Here is a 24194-nt window from a genome sequence, read left to right on the forward strand (position 1 = left end):
TGCAGTAACAATGCAAGTATGAGATATGGGGGATGTATAAAATGAATCAATATTATAATCAACCTCAAGGCACGAAGCTGTCATCAGAAGCGGAGCACAATGTCACAATGCGAAACAGAAAGCATTTAGATATTACCGGCGTCAAACAGGTGGAAAGCTTTGATAATGAAGAATTTCTGCTTGAGACGGTCATGGGAATTCTGGCCATCCGCGGAGAAAATCTGCAAATGAAAAACTTAGACGTAGAAAAAGGCGTTGTGTCCATCAAAGGGCGTGTTTTTGACTTAATCTATGTAGATGAGCAGCACGGGGAGAAAGCTAAAGGATTTTTTAGCAAGCTGTTTAAATGACGCTGACAGTCCAGTTTTATACGATGCTTTCGATGGCGGCGATGGGCATCTGGCTGGGCGCATCGCTTGATACGTACAAGCTGTTTGTGAACCGGGAGAAAACAGCAAAATGGCTTCTGATCATACACGATCTTCTTTTTTGGATGGTGCAAGGTCTTTTATTCTTTTATGTGCTGCTGTTAACAAATGAGGGGGAATTCAGGCTCTATATTTTTCTGGCCGTTGCACTAGGTTTCTCGATGTATCAGGCATTGATGAAGCAGCTGTATATCAACATTCTCAAGTTTATCATGATGTGTATTTATCAGTCCGTTCTAGTTCTTAAAAGGCTGGTCTTGTCGATCGTCTTCCAGCCGATTCGTTGGATTGTCACATTGATCATAAGTGCTATACTGTTCTTATTCCACTCGCTCTTACGTCTTGTTCGTTTTACGTTTCGGCTCGTGTGGAAGGTGCTATCAATTGTTTGTTATCCGCTCATCTGGTTACTCAATGTGACCATTATTCATCGGATTCCCGAAAAATGGCGAACATCCGTTAGATTGTTTTTCTCAAAAGGAGCAGGAATTTTACAAGGGACCAAGAAATTATCTCGTACCATCAAAACGAAATGGAAACAATTCTGGACAAAGTAAGAGAGGAGGCCTTCATTCTTGAACAAGAGAAAAAGAAATATCGCACAAATTCAAAATGATTACCAAAAACAAATGGAACAGCAAGCTCAGCGCTTAAAACGCAAACGCCGTGGACTCCTTAGAAGGCTTACCGTGTTTGGTGTGATCGCGCTCATGTTTGCTGTTTTGGTGACAAGTGCCCTCTGGTCGCAATCGTCCGCATTAAAAGAAAAAGAAGAGAAAAAGGTTGCGCTCGAAAAAGAATTGAAGCAATTACAAACAAAGCAGGAAGATATTTCTGATGAGATCAAGAAGCTCAAAAGCAAGGAATACGTACTCGAACTGGCACGACGGGACTATTATATGTCCAAAAAAGGCGAAAAAATCTTTGATGTGGGCAATAAGAGCGATTAGCCTTGTTGACACTTAAAATTCAGTTTATGTATAATTGAACAAATGAGATTTTTTGATAAGTCTAAGGAGGAGCACTTTTTTTATGTCGATTGAAGTTGGCAGCAAGTTACAAGGGAAAGTTACGGGCATTACAAATTTTGGAGCTTTTGTGGAGTTGCCAGGAGGTTCAACTGGTCTCGTTCATATCAGTGAGGTAGCCGATAACTATGTAAAAGATATTAATGAGCATTTAAAAGTCGGTGAACAAGTTGAAGTGAAAGTGATTAACGTTGAAAAAGACGGTAAAATCGGCTTGTCCATTAAAAAAGCAAAAGATCGTCCTCAACAACAATCAAGACCGAGCAGAAATGATTTCCGTCCGAAGGAATCGTTTGAGCAAAAAATGAACAAATTCTTAAAAGATAGCGAAGACCGCTTAACATCTTTAAAACGTAACACGGAATCAAAACGTGGGGGGCGCGGAGCAAGAAGAGGTTAACTTGTTGCTGCTTTCTATATATTTTATAACAAAGCACCTGCTGTTCAGCGGGTGCTTTTTTTCTTTATAAACTCGACATTTTTTGTGATTTCGTTATTTAATTTAAAACTTTCTATTGACGGACAAGCGAATCCTTTGTATTATAGTTCTTGTGCTTCTTAGCGTATTTTCATTATGGCGGTGTAGCTCAGCTGGCTAGAGCGTACGGTTCATACCCGTGAGGTCGGGGGTTCGATCCCCTCCGCCGCTATCCTTTTAAGTAGAACATTAAGCAAGGCCCGTTGGTCAAGCGGTTAAGACACCGCCCTTTCACGGCGGTAACACGGGTTCGAATCCCGTACGGGTCATCTTTCGAGCAGCTTTCTATAGGAAAGCTGTTTTTTGTGCTTTCGTAAAATTCTGATGAAAGACATCGACTTTCATGAAAGTATGCCTCTTTGACGAATAAAGAGTCGAACGTTTTATGGAAACGACAACTTCTTTTGACAAAATTTCTTTTTCACCTTCGCTATAATGACAAACAAAGAATATCAGGTGGGGGATGAGAAGATGGAAAAACTAGAAAGAAGAACTGATTTAACAGGAGCGGGCTTTGAAAGAATCAGTGCAGGTTTGAAAAAGATGAAAAATCTGTTTCTTCATCATACGCATTCTCTTTTTTTCTATAAAGGGTTTATTTATGTTGTTCTCGGCTTTTTATTAGGACGAGCCTTTATTTTATCTGAGATTATGCCGTTTGCTTTGCCTTTCTTTGGTTCCATGCTGCTCATTAAAAGAGATAAGGCGATGCTCGCTTGTCTTGCTTTACTCGCTGGGGCGATGACCATATCACCTCAAAATGCATTATTTGTATTTGCGTCATTGATCGTGTTTCTCCTCATGTCAAAAGTTGTTTCTTTCATCATCAAAGATCCAGTGAAAACATTGCCGGTTGTGATTGTTCTTTCGATGCTGATCACCCGAGGGGCTTTTGTTTACCTAGAGCAAGGCGCTGTGCAAAGCTACGATTACGTCATGGCAGGCGTTGAAGCAGGACTTGCCTTCATATTGACATTGATTTTTCTTCAAAGTCTACCCATTTTTACAGTCAGGAAAATCAAACACTCCTTAAAGGTCGAAGAAATCATATGTTTTATGATTTTAATTGCTTCGGTTTTAACAGGCTTAGCGGGCATTTCCTTTCAAGGAATGCAGGCGGAGCATATTTTGTCGCGTTATGTAGTGCTTACCTTTGCCTTTATTGGCGGAGCTAGTATTGGGTGTACGGTTGGTGTCGTGACAGGTTTAATTCTCGGTCTCGCCAACATTGGAAACCTGTATCAGATGAGTCTTCTTGCCTTTTCAGGCTTATTAGGCGGGTTGCTCAAAGAGGGAAAGAAAGCAGGAGCAGCCATCGGTTTAATTGTGGGTTCCTTGCTCATTTCACTGTACGGGGAAGGATCAGCAGGTCTCGTGACCACGCTATATGAATCACTCATTGCTGTTGCACTGTTTCTGCTCACGCCACAATCAGTGACCTCTAAGGTGGCGAAATATATCCCTGGTACGGTAGAGCATGTACAGGAACAGCAGCAATATGCCCGGAAAGTACGAGATGTGACAGCAAAAAAAGTAGATCAATTCTCGAATGTATTTCATGCGCTGTCTGAGAGTTTTGCAACATTTTATGATTCCATTCCTGAAGAGAAGAAGCAGGAAGAGGATGTAGATCTTTTTTTAAGTACGATCACAGAACGATCCTGTCAAACGTGCTATAAGAAAAATAAATGCTGGGTGCAGAACTTTGATACAACCTATGAACTGATGAAACAAGTTATGCATGAATCTGATGAAAAAACGTATGAGCATAACCGGAAATTGAAAAAGAAATTTAGCCAGCACTGCTCAAAATCAAAACATGTCGAGGAATTGATCGAAGAGGAGATCGCTTACTACAAAGCAAATCAGACACTTAAGAAAAAGGTCCAAGACAGCAGGCGCCTTGTGGCAGAACAGCTGATGGGTGTCTCACAAGTGATGGAGGATTTTTCCCGGGAAATAAAAAGGGAAAGAGAACAGCATTTTATTCAGGAAGAGCAGATGATAGAAGCGCTTCAGCACTTTGGAATTGAAATTCAGCAAGTAGAAATCTATAGCTTGGAGCAGGGGAATGTCGATATAGAAATGCGAATTCCATATTGCCAAGGTCATGGGGAATGTGAAAAAATCATCGCTCCAATGCTCTCAGATATTTTAGAAGAACAGATTTTAGTAAAAGCAGAGCAGTGCGCAGAGCATCCAACAGGCTATTGTCATGTTGTGTTTGGTTCTGCAAAATCGTATCGAGTCACTACAGGTGTAGCGCATGCAGCGAAGGGCGGAGGCTTAGTATCTGGAGACAGCTACAGCATGATGGAGCTGGGAGCGGGTAAATATGCCGCAGCAATTAGTGATGGGATGGGAAATGGAGCAAGGGCTCATTTTGAAAGCAATGAAACGATTAAGCTGTTAGAAAAAATATTGGCGTCTGGTATCAATGAAAAAGTGGCGATCAAGACCATTAATAGTATTTTATCTTTACGGACGACTGATGAAATCTACTCAACATTAGATTTATCAATCATTGATTTACAGGATGCGAGCTGTAAGTTCCTAAAGATTGGTTCAACCCCTAGCTTTATTAAACGGGGTGATCAGGTGATGAAGGTACAAGCTAGTAACTTGCCGATTGGGATTATTGATGAGTTCGAAGTGGAAGTTGTGAGCGAACAGATGAAGGCAGGAGATCTGCTCATTATGATGAGCGATGGCATTTTTGAAGGACCAAAGCATATTGAAAATCATGATCTATGGGTGAAGCGGAAAATGAAAAGCTTTGAAACAGAAGATCCGCAAGAGATTGCTGATTTATTAATGGAAGAGGTCATTCGAACAAGAGCGGGTCAAATTGACGACGATATGACGGTTGTTGTCATTAGGCTCGATCACAACACGCCAAAATGGGCATCCATTCCGACTGGTACATTCTATCTTGAGAAACAAGAGATTTCTTAAAATATCGTATAATATGAATTTCTTCTGGCGATGATGGGGGATATAAGCATTCAGTTACAATCCCAGGAGGAATGAAGATGCGAAAAGGTCACGTAAACCAAATCTTATTGATTACAGATGGCTGCTCAAATCACGGGGAAGATCCACTTGCGATTGCCTCATTGGCAAAGGAACAGGGGATTACAGTCAATGTCATTGGCATTATGGAAGAAAACAGACACGATCATGAAGCGATGAAAGAAGTAGAGGGGATTGCTCTCGCAGGCGGAGGCATCCATCAGGTTGTCTACGTACAGCAATTGTCTCAAACGGTACAAATGGTCACAAAAAAGGCAATGACACAAACATTGCAAGGTGTCGTCAATAAAGAATTGCAGCAAATACTCGGCAAAGATACAGAAATTGAAGAGCTTCCGCCTGATAAGCGTGGAGAAGTGATGGAGGTTGTCGATGAGCTAGGGGAGACTGTTCATCTTCAAGTGCTAGTGCTTGTTGATACAAGTGCAAGCATGAAACCGAAGCTGCCGACTGTCAAAGAAGCACTCATCGATCTCTCCATTAGTTTAAATTCAAGAATTGGCGAAAATCAGTTTGGGATGTGTGTATTTCCCGGGAAAAACTCAGATGCAGAAATTGTGTTGAATTGGACGCCTCGATTCGATTCGTTATCATCTATTTTCCCAAAGCTGACGACTGGAGGAATTACTCCGACTGGACCAGCACTCCGAGAAGCACTCCAGCATTTCAAATCAGTTCGTTCACGTAAAGGGCTGCTTGAAGCAAAGGAAGAGCATGATGATGAATTCGGCTTCTAACATTCCGCTAGGCACGGTGATTAAAGGGAAATGGCACCACCATCATTACCGCATTGTAAAAGAGCTGGGAAAAGGGGCGAACGGTGTTGTCTATCTGGCCGAATCGCCAAACGGGCAAGTGGCCCTTAAAGTGAGTGATGACAGTATGCTTATTGCATCTGAAGTCAATGTATTAAAATCCTTTTCAAAGGCTCCTGTGAAAACCATGGGGCCTTCTTTTTATGATATGGATGATGTTATTTATCCTGGCATGTCTCAAAAGCGTTCGTTTTATGTGATGGAGTATGTCAGAGGCCCGCTGCTGCTCGAGTTCGTTAAACAAAAAGGTGATGAGTGGATCGTCGTCTTAATGATTCAGCTTTTGTCTAACTTGGCTCATTTACATAAGGAAGGCTGGATATTTGGGGACTTGAAGCCGGATAATCTCATCGTTTCGGGTCCTCCAGCCACTATTCGATGTATCGACGTTGGAGGAACGACGAAGGTAGGTAGGGCAATCAAGGAGTATACCGAGTTTTTTGATCGAGGCTACTGGGGATTCGGTACAAGAAAGGCAGAACCATCTTATGATTTATTTGCCTTAAGTATGGTCATGGTGAATTGTGCGTATAAAAAGGAATTCAAAAAAGGGGCAGAACCAGAAAAGCAGCTTTATCGAGCGATTGAAGGGCAACCTTTATTAAAGCGATATGAGAGGGTGTTGAAGGCAGCCCTTCAAGGTAAGTACCAATCAGCGGGAGATATGAAAAGTGCTATGCTGAAAGAAGGACAGCTGCTTACTTCAAGAAAAACACCTCAAAAGAAGCAAACACAAAAAAACAGGTCAAAGCCTGCTGTTAGTCAAAATCAACAGGTGACTTCACAATCGCGAGTTGCTGCGGCAAAAAAAAGAACGTCAGTACGTAAAAAGTCAGGCGGTCTTTTTGAAACCATTCTCATCGTGTGCAGTGTACTCGCCCTTTACTGTGCATATGTGGTTTTATTCCTGTTGTAGAGCTGTAAAAAAGCAGGCTTCTTCTTTGCTTGGAGCTACTGAAAGTGATAGGATATGTATATCTTTAAATTACCTGCTCTTTGTGAGGAGGCAGTTGTGAATAGAATTGAATCTTTTTTGAAAAAACATGATGTTTTCCTTGAAAATACGACAGTCATTGTCGGGGTTTCCGGCGGACCGGATTCCATGCTCTTGCTGCATGAACTAAACAAGCGTCGAAAGGGTTCCTTTCAGCTGATTGCAGCCCATGTAGATCACATGTTCAGAGGAGAAGAATCCTTTGCTGATTTGGCATTTGTTGAGGCTTACTGCAAGGAGCAAGAGATCGCTTTTGAATCGGCCCGCATACAGGTGACCCAATATGCAAAAGAAAATCACTTAAACAAACAGGCAGCTGCAAGAGAGTGCAGATATGCTTTCTTTCGTCAATTGATGGAGCAGTACAACGCTCAATTTATAGCGCTTGCACATCATGGAGACGACCAAGTAGAAACAATGATGATGAAGCTGACGAGAGGGACTGTTGGAATAGGACTCGCAGGTATTCAAGCAAAACGCCCTTTTCAAGAAGGGTGGCTGATTCGTCCGCTGATTGGATATTCTAAGGACGACGTGCTAAAAGCTTGTGAAAAAGAACATGTTCCCTATGTCATTGATCAAAGCAATCACACAGATGACTACTTGAGAAACCGGATAAGAAGACACATTCTTCCCGTGTTAAAAGAAGAGGCGCCTCATGTACATGAAAGCTTTCAGTTTGTAAGTGACATGCTGACTGAGGATGAGCAATACTTGCAGGCATTAACAAAGGAACAAATGAACCAAGTGATGATCAGTCACACGCCTAAGAAAATCGATATCAAAACGAAGCCTTTGCTTGACCTGCCTTTGCCTTTACAAAGAAGAGGCATTCAACTAATATTAAACTATCTTTATGAAAACACTCAATCAGCGTTTTCAAATCAGCATATTCTAGGGACTTTGGACTGGTTATCTCATACGGAACAACCGTCTGGATCATTAGATTTGCCAAAGGGTTTACAAGCTGTCAAGTCTTATGATCACTGTATGTTTACCTTTGAACGATCGCTTGGATTAGATCAGTCCTATGCTCATCACTTAAAGGTTGAGATGGGAGAGGAGCTTTTTCTCCCGAATGGACATTCTATTGTGGTATCAAATCATATTCCGAAGGATGCACGGAACGGGAACTATTTTTTCTTGCTTCAAAAAGATCGTGTTCGTCTCCCTTTAATCATTCGCTCACGAAAAAATGGTGATCGAATCAAACTTAAAGGGATGAATGGATCAAAAAAGGTGAAGGATATATTTATTGATAAAAAAGTGCCTCTTGCAGAAAGAGACAGCTGGCCGATCGTCACTGACTCGGATCATCAAATCCTCTGGATCCCAGGTCTGAAAAAATCCGTTTTTGAAGAAATTGATATGACAAACAGCGATCTCATTGTATTACAATATAGACAGCACGAAAATTTGTAGGGGGCAAGCAAAAGCATGAAACAAGATATTGAAAAGATTTTGATCTCAGAAGAAGAGATCCAGAAAAAAGTGAAGGAACTGGGTGCAACATTAACCAGCGATTATGATGGTAAATTTCCCCTGGCTATTGGTGTTTTGAAAGGGGCTCTTCCATTCATGGCAGACCTGATCAAACACATTGATACATATTTAGAGCTTGATTTTATGGATGTATCTAGCTATGGCAAGTCTACCGTATCTTCTGGAGAAGTGAAGATCATTAAGGATCTAGATACTTCTGTTGAAGGAAGAGATATTCTAATTATGGAAGATATCATCGACAGTGGGTTAACTTTGAGTTATCTGGTAGAGCTTTTCCGATACCGTAAAGCAAACTCCATTAAAATTGTGACATTGCTTGATAAACCGAGCGGTCGCAAAGCAGACATCAAAGCAGATTATGTTGGATTTGAAGTGCCAGATGCATTTGTTGTCGGCTATGGATTGGATTTCGCTGAACGTTACCGAAACCTCCCGTATATTGGAGTGTTAAAACCATCTGTTTACGAAGGCTAATCAGCATACGTATACATGAGGTTATTGGTTGTATTGGAATGATTTTCTATGATACTATTGAACATAGTTGTGCTTACTGTGGGAGGAGGTAAGGAATGAATCGGGTTTTTCGTAATACGATTTTTTATATACTTATTTTATTACTTGTAATAGGGGTTGTTAGTTGGCTAGGATCCCCTAATCAAAAGCCTGAGAACATGTCTTACAGCAAATTTTCGCAAAATTTAAGTGCGGGAAAAGTGGAGAGCATCTCCATCCAGCCTGTAAGAGGGGTTTATGAAATTCGTGGTCAATTAGATGGCGCGAAGAAAGATGAATACTTCATTACCCATGTTCCAGATGGTCAAGGTGTTGACCAAATTTACAGTGCACTGAAGAATACAGATGTAAAAGTAGAACCAGCACCTGAAACAAATGGATGGCTGCAAGTTCTGACAACCATCATTCCGTTTATCATCATCTTTATTCTGTTCTTCTTCTTATTGAACCAAGCTCAGGGCGGTGGAAGCCGAGTCATGAACTTTGGTAAAAGTAAGGCAAAGCTTTACACAGAAGAGAAGAAGCGTGTGAAATTTAAAGATGTGGCCGGTGCAGATGAAGAAAAGCAAGAGCTTGTAGAAGTGGTAGAATTCCTGAAGGATCCGCGTAAATTTGCGGAGCTTGGCGCAAGAATCCCTAAAGGGGTTTTACTAGTAGGACCTCCAGGTACAGGTAAAACATTGCTTGCGAGAGCATCTGCAGGAGAAGCAGGCGTTCCTTTCTTCAGCATTAGTGGTTCTGACTTCGTCGAGATGTTCGTCGGTGTCGGTGCATCACGTGTACGTGATTTGTTCGAAAATGCGAAAAAGAATGCACCTTGCTTAATCTTTATTGATGAGATTGATGCAGTTGGTCGTCAGCGTGGAGCAGGCCTTGGCGGTGGTCATGATGAGCGTGAACAAACGCTGAACCAGCTTCTTGTTGAAATGGATGGTTTTAGTGCCAACGAAGGAATTATTATCATCGCTGCGACGAACCGTGCAGATATTTTAGACCCTGCATTGCTGCGTCCGGGACGTTTTGACCGTCAAATTACGGTTGACCGCCCAGATGTCATTGGCCGTGAAGAAGTACTGAAGGTTCATGCGAAAAACAAACCGCTTGATGATACAGTCAACTTGAAAGCCATTGCAAGCAGAACACCAGGTTTCTCTGGAGCAGATCTTGAGAACTTACTAAACGAAGCAGCGCTAGTTGCTGCCCGTCATAACAAAAAGAAAATCGATATGCGTGATATCGACGAAGCGACTGACCGTGTTATCGCTGGACCGGCGAAGAAAAGCCGCGTCATTTCGAAGAAAGAACGTAATATCGTGGCTTACCATGAAGCGGGTCATACTGTCATTGGACTTATCCTAGACGAAGCGGATATGGTGCATAAAGTAACGATCGTTCCTCGTGGTCAGGCAGGTGGATATGCGGTCATGCTTCCAAGAGAAGATCGTTATTTCCAAACGAAGCCAGAACTTCTTGATAAAATTGTCGGCTTACTCGGCGGTCGTGTTGCAGAGGAAATTACGTTTGGTGAAGTAAGCACAGGCGCTCACAATGACTTCCAGCGTGCAACAGGCATTGCAAGAAAAATGGTTACTGAGTTCGGTATGTCTGATAAGCTTGGTCCGCTTCAGTTCGGTCAAGCACAAGGTGGTCAAGTGTTCCTTGGCCGTGATTTTAACAACGAGCCGAATTATAGTGAAGCCATTGCTTACGAGATTGACCAAGAAATTCAGCGTTTCATCAAGGACAGCTACGAACGTGCGAAACAAATTCTCACTGAGAATAAAGATAAGCTAGAAATCATCGCACAAGCTCTTCTAGAAGTTGAAACATTAGATGCTGAGCAAATTAAATCTCTTTACGAAACTGGAAAGCTTCCAGAGCGTATATACGCGGATGACGAAGAGAAAAACGATGATGTGAAAGTGAACATCAAGAAAAAAGAAGATGAGGAGATCTAATCTCCTTCTCAGATTGTTGACAAAGGGCTAAAATGAACTTTATTTTAGCCCTTTGTCTTCTTTTCAGCGTGATAGAAAACCTTTGCAGTCTAGGAAGGACGAGTACCGGAGCGGAGCGAATTGACATTCGTGAGCACCGGCGCGCAGGACTGACAACGAATGCGAGAGTTTGTCTACACGCTGGAGGAGATCTAATCTCCTTCTGTGAAAGCTGCCGGGATCACTGGCAGCTTTTTTTTATTTCGATTCATGAATGGATCGGTTTCGAATTGTTTACAAATGGAACTCGATTCGTGTATGGTATGATAGAAAGTCGAAAAATGATCTTTTTGAGAAACTATTCAAAGTGGTGATGAAGTTGTTACTCGTGATAGATGTAGGAAACACAAATACCGTTTTAGGTGTTTATCATAATGGCGATCTAAATTACCATTGGCGAATTGAAACAAGCCGTCATAAAACAGAAGATGAATTTGGTATGTCCATCCGGTCTTTATTTGAGTATGTAGGGCTGATGTTTGACCAAATAGAAGGTATTATCATCTCCTCTGTGGTCCCGCCAATGATGTTTGCACTAGAAAGAATGTGCGAAAAGTACTTTCACATTACACCCCAAATTGTAGGGCCTGGGATGAAGACTGGACTAAACATTATGTGCGACAACCCAAAGGAAGTCGGCGCTGATCGAATTGTCAATGCGGTGGCGGCCATTCACCTATATGGGGCGCCTCTCATTGTGGTAGACTTTGGAACAGCGACAACCTACTGCTATATCAATGAACAAAAACAATACATGGGTGGAGCAATTGCACCGGGTATTACCATCTCAACGGAGGCTTTATATACAAGAGCGGCTAAGCTGCCGAGAATTGAAATCGTCCGCCCAGATCACATCGTTGGAAAAAACACCATCAGTGCGATGCAATCAGGTATCCTTTATGGATATGTTGGACAAGTAGAGGGAATAGTGAAACGGATGAAGCAGCAAGCCAAACAAACACCGAAAGTCATTGCAACTGGTGGCTTGTCTACATTGATTGGAAATGAATCAGACTGTATTGATATGGTCGATCCGTTCTTAACATTAAAAGGACTCCAATTAATTTATGAACGTAATCGTGTCGGTGTACTATAGGAGGTTTAAATCGAATGGATTACTTAGTTAAAGCGTTAGCATATGACGGTAAAGTCCGTGCATATGCTGCAAACACAACAGATACAATCAACGAAGCACAAAGGAGACACCATACGTGGCCAACTGCGTCAGCAGCGATTGGGAGAACCATGACGGCTACAGTTATGATGGGAGCCATGCTCAAAGGTGAGAACAAGTTAACTGTCAAAATTGAAGGCGGTGGACCAATCGGAGCCATCATCGCTGATGGAAATGCAAAAGGTCAGGTTCGCGGATATGTCTCAAACCCACAAGTTCACTTTGATTTAAACGAACATGGCAAGCTGGATGTCAGACGTGCAGTTGGAACAACAGGAACATTAAGTGTTGTGAAAGATATTGGGCTGAAAGACCACTTTACAGGACAAACAGAAATCGTCTCAGGTGAAATTGGAGATGACTTCACTTATTACCTCGTCTCTTCTGAGCAAGTGCCTTCCTCTGTAGGCGTAGGCGTCCTTGTCAATCCAGACAACTCTATCCTCGCGGCAGGCGGTTTCATCATTCAATTGCTGCCTGGAACAGAAGATGCAGTCATTGAAAGACTAGAAAAACGTTTATCCACAATTGAACCGATTTCGAAACTCATTGAAAAAGGGATGACACCAGAAGAAATTTTAGAAGAAGTTCTTGGTGAAAAACCTCAAATTTTAGAAACTGTACCTGTCGAATTCTCTTGTAACTGCTCAAAAGAACGGTTTGCTAATGGCATTATCAGCTTAGGAAAAGCCGAAATTGAAGATATGATTGAACAAGACGGACAAGCAGAAGCTCAATGCCATTTTTGTAACGAAACGTATGTATTTACAAAAGAAGAGCTAGAAGAGCTACGTGAAGAAATAACCCGCTAAGCTCTCAGCAGCGGGTTTTCTTTTTAGGATGGAAAGGAGACGAAAGATGAGACTAAAAGCAAGAGTGGTATGGACATTTATCCTCGTTTTGCTCATGATCAATGCCGTTGTCATTGCATATGTACTAACAAAATCGCAAATGTCGCAGGCTTCCTCAAACGGGAAGAACGGTGAAGAAATTGCGTCCATTGGAAAAGAGAAGGTTACGCGTCAAGAATGGTTAAAGAAGATGGAAGACCGCTACGGAAAGGCAACACTTGAACAAATGATCAATCAGAAGGTAGTCAATCAGCTTGCGAAGGAAAACAAGCTAGAGGTGTCTTCAAAAGAGATCAATCGTGAATTACTGATGCTTAAAGCGGTTTCTAATAATTTCTACGAAGATGGACATACAAGTGAAAAGGAATGGAAAGAACAGATTCGTTATCAAATTTTATTAGAACAGCTCTTAACGAGAGATGCCGTTGTTTCTGAAAAAGAAGCCAAAGCCTTTTATGAAAAAAACAAGGACTTATATCAATATGATGATTCATACCGTATTCGTCATATTGTCGTTAAGACAAAGGACGAGGCTGAAAACGTGTTGAAAGATTTAAAAGGCGGATCTAGTTTCGAAGCCGTGGCAGCTGAACGCTCGATCGACCGCTACACTTCACCCTACGGCGGAGATCTTGGTTTTGTGACAGAAGAGCAAGAGAGTATCCCAGCTCTATACATACAAGAAGCTCAAAAGCTTCAGCCAGATGAATGGACGAAAGAGCCGATTGAGACCAAAAACGGGTATGCCATCATCCAATTAAAAGAAAAATTAAATGGCCGCTCCTTCTCTTATGAAGAAGTCAAAGATCAGATCAAAAGACAGATCGCCATGGAAGATCTAGGTGAAAAGGCGAATGTCAAAACCCTGTGGAAAGAAGCAAAAGTCACATGGTTTTACGATGGAGAGCAGGACTAAAAGCATTGACAAAATTTTTTGAAATTGATAATTTAATATTAATACAATAAAATTACTCGGAGATAGAGGTGTTAGTGATGGCTCGTATTGCAAATTCAGTTTTTGAACTAATAGGAAATACACCAGTCGTTAAATTAAACCGTTTAGTAGAAGAAGACAGTGCAGATGTCTACTTGAAACTTGAATATATGAACCCGGGCAGCAGTGTGAAAGATCGTATTGCGTTAGCCATGATCGAAGATGCTGAAGCGAAAGGTACATTAAAAGCTGGCGACACGCTCATTGAGCCAACAAGTGGAAACACGGGAATCGGTCTTGCGATGGTAGCGGCTGCTAAAGGAATCAATGCGATTTTGGTTATGCCGGAAACAATGAGTCAGGAGCGACGCAACCTTTTACGCGCTTACGGTGCAGAGCTTGTATTAACACCAGGTGCAGAAGGAATGAAAGGTGCCATCAAAAAAGCGGAAGAACTGGCAGAAGAGCATGGTTATTTCATGCCTCAGCAGTTTAACAACGAAGCCAATGCTGAGATTCACCGCCGTACAACTGGGAAGGAAATTCTTGATCAGTTTGATGGCGAGCTTGATGCGTTTATTGCAGGTGTTGGTACGGGCGGTACGATTACAGGGGCTGGTGAAGTCCTAAAAGAAGCCATCCCATCTATTCAACTTTATGCGGTAGAGCCTACAGATTCCCCAGTATTATCAGGAGGAAAGCCAGGTCCGCATAAAATTCAAGGGATTGGAGCAGGGTTTGTTCCATCCATCTTGAATACGGAAGTATATGACGGCATTATCCAAGTAAGAAACGAAGATGCATTTGAGCTTGCAAGAAAGGCAGCAAAAGAGGAAGGAATTCTTGGCGGTATTTCTTCAGGAGCCGCCATTTATGCAGCTCTTCAAACAGCGAAGAAGCTTGGTAAAGGGAAAAAAGTGTTAGCGATCATCCCAAGTAATGGTGAGCGTTACCTCAGTACACCTCTATATCAATTCGATTAAACGTTAGGCCCCAGCATTTGCTGGGGTTTTTTCATGAATTCTGAAGATGGAAAGCAAATACTATTTTCTAAATAAAATGGATTGCATTACAATAAGATTAATGAAAATGAAAAAGGATGATAACATGACACAACGCAGGCCGATGGGCATCAAAATTCCTTTTACGAAAGATGCATTCTTGAAAAGATACGAACAACTAGCTGCAAGTGAAACACACCATGTCCTTCTTGAAAGTGCACGCGGCGGAACATATAGCATTGCTGGAATTCACCCGATTGCTAAAGCAAAAGGGAAAGACGGGATGACAACCATCCATTATCAAGATGAGGTGCTGTTTAAAGAAGGTGACCCATTCAGAGCCTTTGCTGATTGGTTTCAAACCCTCCAAACCGAAACGAACGAGGATTACCCTGACTTTCAAGGCGGAGCGATTGGATTTTTAAGCTATGACTATGCAAGGTATATCGAGCATTTTAAAATGCTGTCAATCGATGATCTCAAGACACCTGACCTGTATTTCCTCGTGTTTAATGATGTCGCGGTCTTTGATCACGAAAAAGATATGCTATGGCTCATTACTCACACAGAGGGAGAGGAACCTGTGAGTGAAGCTCATCGAAGGTTGGAGGAATTGAAGCTAAGCTGGACAAGCTCTTCAGAAGAATCAGTACACTCACCTGTCAGCGTAACTTCTTCAGAATTTGTGCCAGCTGCACCTTTTACTGAAGAAACCTTCGGAGAAGCAGTAGAGAAAATTAAGCAATATATCGCAAACGGTGATGTGTTCCAAGTGAACCTATCCATCAGACAAGATGAACAGCTCCATACTCATCCGTATGATTTATACAAAACATTACGTCAGGTGAACCCATCTCCTTATATGTCTTATCTGCACACGCCAGATTTTCAGATTGTTTGTGGATCTCCAGAGCTGCTGATTAAGAAAAAAGGCATTCAACTAGAAACAAGACCGATTGCTGGCACAAGGTCACGAGGCAAGGACGACGCTGAGGATCAAGCGCTGGCAAAAGAACTCATTGAAAATGAAAAAGAACGCGCGGAGCATGTCATGCTCGTTGATCTTGAGCGAAATGACCTTGGTCGCGTGTCCACTTACGGCTCCGTGCAGGTGAACGAGTTTATGGCGATTGAGAAATATTCACACGTGATGCACATTGTATCCAATGTACAAGGGGAGCTGCGTGCTGAATGTGATGCAGTAGATGTCATGCATGCTGTATTCCCAGGCGGAACGATCACAGGTGCTCCAAAAGTGAGAACGATGGAAATCATAGAAGAACTTGAGCCAACAAGACGTGGGCTTTATACTGGATCTATAGGCTGGTTTGGATTCAATCAAGATATGCACTTTAATATCGTCATTCGTACTGCGTACTGTACAGAGGGCAAAGCCTTTATGCAGTCAGGTGCCGGTATTGTGATTGATTCTGTACCAAAGCACGAATATAAAGAATCCATTAAAAAAGCCTATGCAGTAAAAAAAGCATTACAGCTGAGCAAAGAAGAGACTATTTTGAGTTAGAGGTGAGCAGAGTATGATATTAATGATTGATAATTATGATTCATTTACGTACAACCTGGTCCAGTATTTAGGTGAGCTTGGAGAAGAATTGATTGTGAAACGGAATGATCAAGTAACAATTCAAGAAATCGAACAGCTCAAGCCAGACTTTCTGATGATTTCTCCAGGACCATGCAGTCCTGATGAAGCGGGAATTAGTATGGAGGCGATCAAGCATTTTGCCGGAAAGATACCGATCTTCGGTGTGTGTTTAGGTCATCAATCTATCGCACAAGTCTTTGGCGGAGATGTGATTCGCGCAGAGCGGTTAATGCATGGTAAAACGTCAGAGATCGAACATGACGGCAAAGGTGTCTTCACTGGACTCCAAAATCCGCTCGTCGCAACGAGGTATCATTCATTAATTGTCAAAAACGAGACGCTGCCGGAGTGCTTTGCCGCAACAGCTAGCACGAAGGAAGGCGAGCTCATGGCCATTCGCCATAAAGAACTGCCAATTGAAAGTGTTCAGTTCCATCCTGAATCGATTATGACTTCCTTCGGAAAAGAAATGCTCAAGAATTTCATTGAAACCTATCGTAAAGAGGGGCATGAAGTAAACGCATGATCATTTATCTGAACGGTCAGTATATAGAGGAGAAAGACGCGACTCTTTCTCCTTTTGATCATGGATTTCTATATGGCATCGGTGTATTCGAAACATTTACCAGCCTGGCAGGACAAGTCTTCCTGTTAGATTGGCATCTTGAAAGGCTCAATCAATCGTTACGTGACCTTTGCATCGAATCCACAATAGAGAAACCATTTGTACTCGACATCATTCATACCTTACTGAATCAAAACCATATAGCCGATGGTCGTGCGAGGATTCGCTTCAATGTCTCTGCGGGCAGAGGCAATGGATTTTCTGCAGACCCTTATGAAGAGCCTGTCGTTTTTGTGATGATCTCTCCATTCCGGCCGGAGTCTCTACTAGATGAAAAGCAGGGAATCTTTCTTCAAACGAGGAGAAACACACCAGAAGGTCCAAGGCGCCTCAAGTCTCATCATTATATGAACAACCTGCTGGCTAAAAGAGAAGTAGGGAACGACCCATCGATAGAAGGCATCTTTTTAACAAAAGAAGATGATGTGGCAGAAGGAATTACCTCGAATGTATTTTGGCGAAAAGAAGATGTGATCTATACACCGTCACTTGATACAGGTATCTTAAGTGGGGTAACCCGTCGATATTGTATAGAAACGCTTCACGCGCTGGGGATCTTGCTTGTAGAAGGACGGTACCCAGTCTCACATCTGCTCTCAGCTGATGAAGCATGGATGACCAATTCTGTTCAGGGGATTGTGCCTTTCAGGCGTATAGGAGAAATCGTCTTGCCGAAAAATAACCGAACGATCTCAACAAAGTTGAGAACGCAATATACAAAAGAACGTCTAGAACATAAAGAGTAGGTGGACACAATGACACAACAAGTGATAAAACAGCCTAAAATCATACAAGCCAAGCGCCACACCCTTAGTTATGAAGAAAAGACATTGGTCATGGGCATTTTAAATGTCACACCTGACTCTTTTTCAGATGGAGGAAAGTTTAATCAAATGGATAAAGCGCTGGCTCATGCAGCGCAGATGTTGGAAGATGGAGCGCATATCATCGATATTGGCGGAGAATCGACTCGGCCGGGAGCGGCACTTGTCTCAGAGCAAGAGGAGCTTTCAAGAGTGATACCTGTGATTGAGAAGATCACAAAAGAATTGGATGTACCTATTTCCATTGATACGTATAAAGCTCATGTCGCAGATGAGGCGGTGAAAGCTGGAGCCTCCATCATTAATGATGTATGGGGAGCAAAAGCGGATCCTCAAATGTCACATGTAGTAGCGAAGCACAATGTTCCGATCATCTTAATGCACAATCGACCAGAGCGAAACTACACACATCTGATTCCAGATATGATGGCAGATTTGAAAGAAAGTGTTCAAATTGTCAGACAAGCGGGTGTCCGTGATGACATGATTATATTAGATCCAGGTGTAGGATTTGCAAAAAATAAAACAGACAACCTGATGGTGATGAATGAACTTGAACATTTTTGCCATCTCGGCTATCCGCTGCTTCTTGCTACATCTCGAAAACGATTCATCGGCGCTGTCTTAGATCTGCCGCCTGAAGAACGGACAGAAGGAACGGGTGCCACGGTCTGCCTAGGGATTCAAAAGGGCAGTGCGATGGTCCGTGTGCATGATGTGAAAGAAGTTGCAAGAATGGCAAAAATGATGGATGCCATGCTGAATAAGGGAGGCGCTTATCATCGATAAAGTATATGTAAATGGAATGGAATTTTATGGATATCACGGAGTGTTTGCAGAAGAGAATAAATTAGGACAGCGATTCCGTGTGGACTTAACAGCTTCACTTGATTTAAGCAAAGCAGGACAAACGGATGACCTAAACGAGACTATCAACTATGCAGAGCTCTACCAAATCTGCAAAAGCATTGTAGAAGGAGAGCCGGTTAACCTTGTTGAAACGCTGACAGAAAGAATTGCAAACCAAGTGTTAAAGCACTTTCCGACAGTTCAGGAATGTACAGTGAAGGTGATCAAGCCAGACCCGCCAATTCCAGGACACTATCAGTCCGTTGCAATTGAAATGACGAGATCACGCACATGACCAATACAGCATATATCGCTTTAGGTTCAAACATAGGTAAAAAGGAAACCTATTTAAAAGAAGCAGTCAAAAAACTGCACGAACACCCAGATGTTCAAGTGGAGTCAATCTCATCTATATATGAAACAACACCCATAGGCTACGAGGACCAAGATGACTTTTTGAATATGGCCGTGAAGATTTCCACCTCGCTCCGTCCAGAGGAACTGCTGGCCCTTACTCAGAAAATCGAACAAGAGTTAGGCAGAACAAGGGAAGTGAGATGGGGCCCGCGAACGGCTGACCTTGACATTTTACTTTATAATCGTGAAAATATTGAAACAGAACAACTTATAGTGCCGCATCCTAGAATGTATGAACGTTTATTCGTTCTTGTTCCGATGAGTGAGATTTGCCCAGAAATCGGCGAAGTACAAATAAATGCCGTAACAGACCAAGAAGGTGTTAGCATATGGAAAAAGACATGTGGGGTAGAAGAATTCGTGCATACCGAAAGCTAAAAGGGTATACTCAGGAAGGGTTCGCCAAAAGACTGGGCATCTCTGTCTCTGTCTTAGGAGAAATTGAGCGGGGCAATCGATTACCAACAAACCAAATGGTTGGTCAAATAGCAGATGCTTTAAATATAACGGTGGAAGAACTTTCACCAATACTCGAGGAAGAAAGGAGGGGGAAAGATGTTTAAAATCGGAGATATCGAGATTAAAAACAAAGTGGTGCTCGCACCAATGGCTGGTGTATGTAACTCTGCCTTCAGACTCACAGTTAAGGAGTTTGGAGCGGGCTTAGTCTGCGCTGAAATGGTCAGTGACAAAGCGATCCTGATCAACAATGCAAGAACAATGGGTATGCTATACATTGATGAACGGGAAAAGCCTTTGAGCCTTCAGATATTTGGAGGAGAAAAGGACACACTCGTAGAAGCGGCAAAGTTTGTAGATCAGCATACAACGGCGGACATTATTGATATCAACATGGGCTGTCCTGTACCGAAGATTACGAAATGTGATGCAGGAGCGAAATGGCTGCTTGATCCAAACAAGATTTATGAAATGGTCTCTGCTGTCGTAGAAGCTGTAGATAAACCTGTTACGGTGAAAATGAGAATGGGCTGGGACGAAGACCATATCTTCGCTATCGACAATGCCCGTGCTGTTGAACGAGCAGGCGGAAAAGCGGTTGCGCTTCACGGACGGACCCGCGTGCAGATGTACGAAGGAACAGCGAATTGGGATATCATGAAAGAGGTAAAACAATCTGTTTCCATCCCTGTCATCGGGAATGGTGATGTCAAAACCCCTCAAGATGCAAAACGAATGCTTGATGAAACCGGTGTGGATGCTGTGATGATCGGAAGAGCCGCACTAGGAAACCCGTGGATGATTTATCGTACGGTTCATTATTTAGAAACGGGAGAATTGAAAGAAGAACCAAACGTGCGTGAAAAAATGTCTGTGTGCAAACTTCACTTAGACAGACTCATTGACCTGAAAGGCGAACACGTGGCTGTCAGAGAAATGAGAAAGCATGCAGCGTGGTACTTAAAAGGTGTCCGAGGCAACGCAGACGTTAGAAATCAAATCAATCAAAGTGAAACGAGAGCGGAGCTTGTACAAGTTCTTGATGACTTTACGATCGAAGCCGAGGCAAAAGAGCTTCAAAGAATAAAAGTAGGATAAGACTATCTTTCTTTTTGTAGCTCACTGCTAGTGCATGTACTGGCAGTTTTTCTGCTTTTCTCTGCAAAATACATTATTGGAGTGATATAAATGAGTAATGAAGGGCTTAATAACGAAGAATTAAACGACCAATTCCAAGTCAGACGTGACAAAATGAATAAAATGAGAGAAGAGGGTATCGATCCATTTGGTGAACGATATGACCGTTCTCATCAATCTGCGAAAATTATTGCTGAATATGACGAGTTTTCAAAAGAAGACTTAGAAGAAAAAGCGGCTCAAGTGACAATCGCTGGCCGTATGATGACAAAGCGTGGAAAAGGGAAAGCTGGCTTTGCGCACATTCAAGATTTAGAAGGACAAATTCAAATCTATGTTCGTAAAGATAGTGTAGGAGAAGAAGCTTACGAATTATTCAAAAGCTCAGATCTAGGTGACATCATTGGTGTGACAGGAACAGTATTTAAAACGAATGTGGGAGAACTTTCAATTAAAGCGACTGGCTTTGAGGTTCTCACAAAAGCACTTCGCCCGCTTCCTGATAAATATCACGGACTAAAAGATGTGGAGCAACGCTATCGTCAGCGCTACCTTGACCTGATTGTAAACCCAGAAAGTAAGCAGACGTTCATCATGCGAAGCAAAATCATTCAATCAATGAGAAGATACTTAGATTCTAAGGGATACTTAGAAGTTGAAACACCAACAATGCATAGCATCCCTGGTGGTGCATCAGCTCGTCCTTTCATTACTCATCACAATGCACTTGATATGCCGCTTTATATGCGTATTGCGATTGAGCTGCACTTAAAACGTCTCATTGTCGGTGGTCTAGAGAAAGTATACGAGATTGGCCGCGTATTCCGTAACGAAGGTGTATCTACTCGTCATAACCCAGAGTTCACAATGATCGAGCTATATGAAGCATACGCAGACTACAAAGACATCATGAACCTGACTGAAAATCTGATTGCTCATATTGCCCAAGAGGTACTAGGAACAACAACAATTCAATATGGAGAAGATGAAATTGATCTAAAACCTGAATGGAAGAGACTGCATATGGTTGAAGCGGTTAAAGAAGCCACAGGTGTAGACTTCTGGCAGGAGATGTCTGTAGAGGAAGCGAAACAGCATGCTGCTGATCACGGTATTGAAATTACGAAAAACATGACAGTGGGTCATATTATCAATGAGTTCTTCGAGCAAAAAGTAGAAGAAACATTGGTTCAGCCTACCTTTATTTACGGACACCCAGTGGAGATTTCTCCATTAGCTAAGAAAAACCCAGAAGACCCTCGCTTCACAGATCGCTTTGAGCTATTTATCGTACGCCGTGAGCACGCAAATGCATTCACAGAGCTAAACGATCCAATCGATCAAAGAGAACGCTTTGAAGCTCAGTTAAAAGAACGTGAAGAAGGAAATGACGAAGCGCATCTAATGGATGACGATTTTGTTGAAGCGTTAGAATATGGAATGCCGCCAACAGGCGGACTAGGAATCGGTATCGACCGATTAATCATGCTATTAACAAATTCTCCATCAATCAGAGATGTACTGCTTTTCCCACAAATGAGAAACCGTTAATACATCAATAAAAGCGCCATTTTATCTGTGGCGCTTTTTATTTTTCATAAAATGAAACTTTTTTTGAAAAAACTATTGCAAGGAAAGAATCAAGGTGGTATATTATTATTCGTTGCCGCAAAACAGCAGCGAGGTTAAAAGAAGAAATCGAAAAAAGTTCTTGACTTTAACCGATACGAAATGTTAAGATATTAAAGTCGCTTACGAGCGATAACGAAAATGATCTTTGAAAACTAAACAAGACAAAACGTACCTGTTAATTCGAGTTTTTATAAAAAAATCCTATGATACATCATAGGTAGTCAGTCAAACTGACGAAAAACGAAACTTCGGTTTTGTTCTTTTTCGGAGAGTTTGATCCTGGCTCAGGACGAACGCTGGCGGCGTGCCTAATACATGCAAGTCGAGCGGACAGAAGGGAGCTTGCTCCCGGATGTTAGCGGCGGACGGGTGAGTAACACGTGGGTAACCTGCCTGTAAGACTGGGATAACTCCGGGAAACCGGAGCTAATACCGGATAGTTCCTTGAACCGCATGGTTCAAGGATGAAAGACGGTTTCGGCTGTCACTTACAGATGGACCCGCGGCGCATTAGCTAGTTGGTGGGGTAATGGCTCACCAAGGCAACGATGCGTAGCCGACCTGAGAGGGTGATCGGCCACACTGGGACTGAGACACGGCCCAGACTCCTACGGGAGGCAGCAGTAGGGAATCTTCCGCAATGGACGAAAGTCTGACGGAGCAACGCCGCGTGAGTGATGAAGGTTTTCGGATCGTAAAGCTCTGTTGTTAGGGAAGAACAAGTGCGAGAGTAACTGCTCGCACCTTGACGGTACCTAACCAGAAAGCCACGGCTAACTACGTGCCAGCAGCCGCGGTAATACGTAGGTGGCAAGCGTTGTCCGGAATTATTGGGCGTAAAGGGCTCGCAGGCGGTTTCTTAAGTCTGATGTGAAAGCCCCCGGCTCAACCGGGGAGGGTCATTGGAAACTGGGAAACTTGAGTGCAGAAGAGGAGAGTGGAATTCCACGTGTAGCGGTGAAATGCGTAGAGATGTGGAGGAACACCAGTGGCGAAGGCGACTCTCTGGTCTGTAACTGACGCTGAGGAGCGAAAGCGTGGGGAGCGAACAGGATTAGATACCCTGGTAGTCCACGCCGTAAACGATGAGTGCTAAGTGTTAGGGGGTTTCCGCCCCTTAGTGCTGCAGCTAACGCATTAAGCACTCCGCCTGGGGAGTACGGTCGCAAGACTGAAACTCAAAGGAATTGACGGGGGCCCGCACAAGCGGTGGAGCATGTGGTTTAATTCGAAGCAACGCGAAGAACCTTACCAGGTCTTGACATCCTCTGACAACCCTAGAGATAGGGCTTTCCCTTCGGGGACAGAGTGACAGGTGGTGCATGGTTGTCGTCAGCTCGTGTCGTGAGATGTTGGGTTAAGTCCCGCAACGAGCGCAACCCTTGATCTTAGTTGCCAGCATTTAGTTGGGCACTCTAAGGTGACTGCCGGTGACAAACCGGAGGAAGGTGGGGATGACGTCAAATCATCATGCCCCTTATGACCTGGGCTACACACGTGCTACAATGGACAGAACAAAGGGCTGCGAGACCGCAAGGTTTAGCGAATCCCATAAATCTGTTCTCAGTTCGGATCGCAGTCTGCAACTCGACTGCGTGAAGCTGGAATCGCTAGTAATCGCGGATCAGCATGCCGCGGTGAATACGTTCCCGGGCCTTGTACACACCGCCCGTCACACCACGAGAGTTTGCAACACCCGAAGTCGGTGAGGTAACCTTTATGGAGCCAGCCGCCGAAGGTGGGGCAGATGATTGGGGTGAAGTCGTAACAAGGTAGCCGTATCGGAAGGTGCGGCTGGATCACCTCCTTTCTAAGGATATATGGAGCAGCGTGCGTTTTGGTCTTGTTTAGTTTTGAAGGATCATACCTTCAATACATGTCTCTAGCGAGACAGGA

The 24194-nt window shown here is 43.0% G+C and carries 22 protein-coding genes, 2 tRNA genes, 1 rRNA gene and 1 pseudogene; all 26 read left to right on the forward strand.

The genetic code is table 11. The features are described from left to right. Nucleotides 1-41 precede the first annotated feature (41 nt). The gene (gene yabP, locus NPA43_RS00370; protein ID WP_034665732.1) at nucleotides 42-350 is read left to right on the forward strand and encodes a sporulation protein YabP; all 309 of its coding nucleotides are present in this window, start codon (nucleotides 42-44) and stop codon (nucleotides 348-350) included. Continuing rightward, nucleotides 347-985: a spore cortex biosynthesis protein YabQ gene (gene yabQ, locus NPA43_RS00375; protein ID WP_249705138.1), complete on the forward strand. Its 639-nt coding sequence runs from the start codon at nucleotides 347-349 to the stop codon at nucleotides 983-985. The genes yabP and yabQ overlap by 4 nt, the downstream gene beginning before the upstream one ends. 18 nt (nucleotides 986-1003) lie before the next feature. Further along, nucleotides 1004-1378: an FtsB family cell division protein gene (locus tag NPA43_RS00380; protein ID WP_034324461.1), complete on the forward strand. Its 375-nt coding sequence runs from the start codon at nucleotides 1004-1006 to the stop codon at nucleotides 1376-1378. An 82-nt stretch (nucleotides 1379-1460) separates the two neighbouring features. Continuing rightward, nucleotides 1461-1856, forward strand: coding sequence for a S1 domain-containing RNA-binding protein (locus NPA43_RS00385; protein WP_008357409.1), 396 nt, complete (start codon nucleotides 1461-1463; stop codon nucleotides 1854-1856). 176 nt (nucleotides 1857-2032) lie between these two features. Beyond that, nucleotides 2033-2106, forward strand: a tRNA-Met gene (locus tag NPA43_RS00390). Nucleotides 2107-2131: 25 nt separating this feature from the next. Further along, nucleotides 2132-2203 (forward strand) — tRNA-Glu (locus NPA43_RS00395). A gap of 202 nt (nucleotides 2204-2405) precedes the next feature. Next, complete coding sequence (gene spoIIE / locus NPA43_RS00400; RefSeq protein WP_230031699.1) at nucleotides 2406-4889, forward strand: stage II sporulation protein E; 2484 nt, start codon at nucleotides 2406-2408, stop codon at nucleotides 4887-4889. 77 nt (nucleotides 4890-4966) lie between these two features. Beyond that, a complete protein-coding gene (locus tag NPA43_RS00405; RefSeq protein ID WP_034325063.1) occupies nucleotides 4967-5704 on the forward strand; it encodes a vWA domain-containing protein in 738 nt (245 codons plus the stop codon). Beyond that, nucleotides 5688-6698, forward strand: coding sequence for a protein kinase domain-containing protein (locus NPA43_RS00410; RefSeq protein ID WP_099728345.1), 1011 nt, complete (start codon nucleotides 5688-5690; stop codon nucleotides 6696-6698). Before NPA43_RS00405 ends, NPA43_RS00410 begins: the two co-directional genes overlap by 17 nt. Before the next feature lie 96 nt (nucleotides 6699-6794). Next, nucleotides 6795-8217 (forward strand): annotated as a pseudogene (gene tilS, locus NPA43_RS00415) (tRNA lysidine(34) synthetase TilS). Beyond that, nucleotides 8214-8753 (forward strand): hypoxanthine phosphoribosyltransferase, encoded by a 540-nt coding sequence (gene hpt, locus NPA43_RS00420; RefSeq protein ID WP_249705140.1) that lies wholly within the window; start codon nucleotides 8214-8216, stop codon nucleotides 8751-8753. Before tilS ends, hpt begins: the two are co-directional and overlap by 4 nt. Before the next feature lie 95 nt (nucleotides 8754-8848). Continuing rightward, the gene (gene ftsH, locus NPA43_RS00425; RefSeq protein WP_034325059.1) at nucleotides 8849-10750 is read left to right on the forward strand and encodes an ATP-dependent zinc metalloprotease FtsH; all 1902 of its coding nucleotides are present in this window, start codon (nucleotides 8849-8851) and stop codon (nucleotides 10748-10750) included. 358 nt (nucleotides 10751-11108) lie between these two features. After that, complete coding sequence (locus tag NPA43_RS00430) at nucleotides 11109-11885, forward strand: type III pantothenate kinase (RefSeq protein WP_256499210.1); 777 nt, start codon at nucleotides 11109-11111, stop codon at nucleotides 11883-11885. 14 nt (nucleotides 11886-11899) lie between these two features. Further along, nucleotides 11900-12775, forward strand: a complete 876-nt coding sequence (gene hslO, locus NPA43_RS00435; RefSeq protein ID WP_099728316.1) for an Hsp33 family molecular chaperone HslO — start codon at nucleotides 11900-11902, stop codon at nucleotides 12773-12775. Between the two features lie 46 nt (nucleotides 12776-12821). Further along, nucleotides 12822-13730, forward strand: a complete 909-nt coding sequence (locus tag NPA43_RS00440) for a peptidyl-prolyl cis-trans isomerase (protein WP_099728315.1) — start codon at nucleotides 12822-12824, stop codon at nucleotides 13728-13730. 77 nt (nucleotides 13731-13807) lie between these two features. Continuing rightward, a complete protein-coding gene (cysK, locus tag NPA43_RS00445; RefSeq protein ID WP_230031701.1) occupies nucleotides 13808-14731 on the forward strand; it encodes a cysteine synthase A in 924 nt (307 codons plus the stop codon). Nucleotides 14732-14855: 124 nt separating this feature from the next. Next, nucleotides 14856-16274, forward strand: coding sequence for an anthranilate synthase component I family protein (locus NPA43_RS00450; protein ID WP_230031702.1), 1419 nt, complete (start codon nucleotides 14856-14858; stop codon nucleotides 16272-16274). Between the two features lie 13 nt (nucleotides 16275-16287). Continuing rightward, a complete protein-coding gene (gene pabA / locus NPA43_RS00455) occupies nucleotides 16288-16881 on the forward strand; it encodes an aminodeoxychorismate/anthranilate synthase component II (RefSeq protein ID WP_256499211.1) in 594 nt (197 codons plus the stop codon). Then, nucleotides 16878-17726: an aminodeoxychorismate lyase gene (pabC, locus tag NPA43_RS00460; protein WP_099728311.1), complete on the forward strand. Its 849-nt coding sequence runs from the start codon at nucleotides 16878-16880 to the stop codon at nucleotides 17724-17726. Before pabA ends, pabC begins: the two co-directional genes overlap by 4 nt. A gap of 9 nt (nucleotides 17727-17735) precedes the next feature. Then, the gene (folP, locus tag NPA43_RS00465) at nucleotides 17736-18593 is read left to right on the forward strand and encodes a dihydropteroate synthase (RefSeq protein ID WP_256499212.1); all 858 of its coding nucleotides are present in this window, start codon (nucleotides 17736-17738) and stop codon (nucleotides 18591-18593) included. Next, entirely contained in the window at nucleotides 18586-18948 is a 363-nt protein-coding gene (gene folB, locus NPA43_RS00470; protein ID WP_099728309.1) for a dihydroneopterin aldolase, read from the forward strand. Before folP ends, folB begins: the two co-directional genes overlap by 8 nt. Further along, a complete protein-coding gene (folK, locus tag NPA43_RS00475; protein WP_249705143.1) occupies nucleotides 18945-19448 on the forward strand; it encodes a 2-amino-4-hydroxy-6-hydroxymethyldihydropteridine diphosphokinase in 504 nt (167 codons plus the stop codon). Before folB ends, folK begins: the two co-directional genes overlap by 4 nt. Beyond that, nucleotides 19400-19633, forward strand: a complete 234-nt coding sequence (locus tag NPA43_RS00480) for a helix-turn-helix domain-containing protein (RefSeq protein WP_034325046.1) — start codon at nucleotides 19400-19402, stop codon at nucleotides 19631-19633. The genes folK and NPA43_RS00480 overlap by 49 nt, the downstream gene beginning before the upstream one ends. After that, a complete protein-coding gene (gene dusB / locus NPA43_RS00485) occupies nucleotides 19626-20627 on the forward strand; it encodes a tRNA dihydrouridine synthase DusB (protein WP_099728306.1) in 1002 nt (333 codons plus the stop codon). Before NPA43_RS00480 ends, dusB begins: the two co-directional genes overlap by 8 nt. A 90-nt stretch (nucleotides 20628-20717) precedes the next feature. Next, nucleotides 20718-22217: a lysine--tRNA ligase gene (lysS, locus tag NPA43_RS00490; RefSeq protein ID WP_099728305.1), complete on the forward strand. Its 1500-nt coding sequence runs from the start codon at nucleotides 20718-20720 to the stop codon at nucleotides 22215-22217. Between the two features lie 342 nt (nucleotides 22218-22559). Next, nucleotides 22560-24108, forward strand: a 16S ribosomal RNA gene (locus NPA43_RS00495). Nucleotides 24109-24194 lie beyond the last annotated feature (86 nt).

Origin of the sequence: Bacillus pumilus, assembly GCF_024498355.1 — a bacterium.
Taxonomy (GTDB): Bacteria; Bacillota; Bacilli; order Bacillales; family Bacillaceae; genus Bacillus; species Bacillus pumilus_P.